Raw genomic sequence first — 2,188 nt, 5'->3', positions numbered from 1 at the left:
CCCGAACACTGAAATGACGAACTACCCCTGAACTAACGAAGGCTCAGCGCGGCTGCCCAACCGACAGTCGGTCACGCAAGCTCTTGGGCCGGATATCGGTCCATTCCCGTTCGATGTACTCCAGGCACGAGGCACGGTCGGCTTCGCCGTGCACCACTCGCCAACCCTCGGGAACGTCCGCGAACGTGGGCCACAGGCTGTGCTGCTCCTCGTCGTTGACCAACACAAAAAAGGTGCCATTGTCGTCATCGAACGGGTTGGTGCTCATGGTGCTCCCCAAAAGAATTGACGCTCAAGATAATTGGGGCTTCCGATCCTCCGGTTGGCCCGTGCGCGAATGCTACATGCCCACACTGAGTTCCCACACACGTGTTTGCCAACGGGCCGCCGCGGCGCGATCGACGCGAAATCCCCAAGGAAACAACAACTTTGGCGCAATTCTTTGCCGGATGCCGATACCGGTACGGACTTCCCAGTACACGCCCCTCACCCGCCGCGTCAGCTCGTTAGCCAAATCTGCGGAAACGGTAATTTGGCAGGGAAAATGGGTGACGGGGCCAGACCGAATGCGGTTTCGGCGGGGAGCGAGTTGAACCGGGGCGGATGAGCTTGCCGGGCCGGGCGTCAGACAACCGCGGCCGAGCCGCGCGTCAGACCATCGCGCGGCGGCCGGCCAGGGCCCGGCCCAGCGTCAGCTCGTCGGCGAACTCGAGGTCGCCACCCATCGGCAGACCCGACGCGATGCGCGTCACCGTCAGCCCCGGAATGTCGCGCAGCATGCGGACCAGGTACGTCGCCGTGGCCTCGCCCTCGGTGTTGGGGTCGGTCGCGATGATCACCTCGACGATGTCCACGCCGTCGACCCGCTGCCCAATCCTGTTGAGCAGCTCGCGAATTCGCAGCTGTTCCGGCCCGACGCCGGACAGCGGATCCAGTGCGCCGCCCAGGACGTGGTAGCGCCCGCGGAATTCGCGGGTGCGCTCCACCGCCTGGACGTCCTTGGGCTCCTCGACGACACACACCAGGGAGCCGTCGCGGCGCGGATCGCTGCAGATGCGGCACCGGTCGTCGTCGGACACGTTGCCGCACACCGCACAGAACTTGACGCCGTCACGCACCCGGTTCAGCACCGCGGTCAGCCGGTCGATGTCCGGCGGCTCCACCGACAGCAGGTGGAACGCGATGCGCTGGGCACTCTTCGGCCCGATCCCCGGCAGCTTGCCGAGTTCGTCGATCAAATCCTGTACGGGTCCTTCAAACACATCAGAACCCGGGCAGGCCCATGCCCTGCATGCCGCCGGCCAGCGGGCCGAGGCGCTGCTGCGCCATCAGCGTCACCTGCTCGGAGGCGTCGCCCAGGGCACCCACGATGAGGTCCTGCAGCGTCTCGATGTCGTCGGGATCGACGACCTTCGGGTCGATGGTGAGCGCGGTGATCTCACCGCTGCCCATCATGGTGACCTTGACCAGACCGCCACCGGCCTGACCGGTCACCGACGAGGTGGCCAGGGACTCCTGCGCCGCCATGAGCTGCTGCTGCATCTGCTGCGCCTGAGCGAGCAGCGCGGACATATCGGGCTGGCCACCGGGTTGCATGACGGTCCCCTCGAGTTTCGATGATCGGGTGTGCGCGCCAGCCTAGTCGCCCGACGGATCACCGGGCGACCGACTGGCCGCGAAAAGAATCTCCGTGCGCCGAAGAGCTAGCCTTCGACAACCTTCTTCAGGTTGCCGAGCACCTCGTCCTGGATCTTGCGCAGGCCCAGCGGGGCGAAGGTCTTCTCGAAGAAGCCGCCGATACCGCCGGCACCCTGCCACGCCGTCTTGACGGTGACGGTCGAGCCGGTGCCCGCCGGGGCGACGGTCCACGTGGTCACCATCGACGAGTTGGCGTCCTTCTCGATGACGCTCTTGCCTGCGACGTCGACGGTGGCCTTGACCTCACGCGAGCGCTTCTTGGTGGCCTGCAGCTTCCAGGTGGCGACGGTGCCGGCGCCCTGTCCGCCTTCGAGCACCTGGTAGCCGCTGTAGTTCGACGAGAGGATCTTCGGGCGCACCGTCTGGTAGTCGGCGACTGCTGCCAGCACCTTCTCCGGTTCGGCGAGAATCAACACGGTGCTGGACGCACTGACCTGTCCCATCAGGTAAAACTCCTGTTCATACGGCTTCCCTTGCGGTCGCGAGGACC

At 65.7% G+C, this 2,188-nt stretch carries 4 protein-coding genes; all 4 read right to left on the bottom strand.

What is annotated here, in order from left to right; all coding sequences use genetic code 11:
• Positions 1–43: 43 nt before the first annotated feature.
• Positions 44–268 carry an MbtH family protein gene (locus ACJH7A_RS17615; protein ID WP_318983915.1) on the bottom strand — a complete coding sequence of 75 codons (225 nt, stop codon included), beginning with the start codon at positions 266–268 and terminating at the stop codon, positions 44–46.
• Positions 269–650: 382 nt separating this feature from the next.
• Positions 651–1,262, bottom strand: a complete 612-nt coding sequence (recR, locus tag ACJH7A_RS17610; RefSeq protein ID WP_029105128.1) for a recombination mediator RecR — start codon at positions 1,260–1,262, stop codon at positions 651–653.
• A 1-nt stretch (position 1,263) separates the two neighbouring features.
• On the bottom strand, positions 1,264–1,596 hold the full coding sequence (locus tag ACJH7A_RS17605; protein WP_029105129.1) for a YbaB/EbfC family nucleoid-associated protein: 333 nt from the start codon (positions 1,594–1,596) through the stop codon (positions 1,264–1,266).
• Positions 1,597–1,703: 107 nt separating this feature from the next.
• Entirely contained in the window at positions 1,704–2,141 is a 438-nt protein-coding gene (locus tag ACJH7A_RS17600) for an SRPBCC family protein (RefSeq protein WP_020101051.1), read from the bottom strand.
• Positions 2,142–2,188: the final 47 nt, after the last annotated feature.

This window comes from Mycobacterium sp. SMC-17, from assembly GCF_045310915.1.
Taxonomy (GTDB): domain Bacteria; phylum Actinomycetota; class Actinomycetes; order Mycobacteriales; family Mycobacteriaceae; genus Mycobacterium.
The sequence above is the reverse complement of the archived record's forward strand: the minus strand, read 5'-3'. Positions and strand labels throughout refer to the sequence as shown.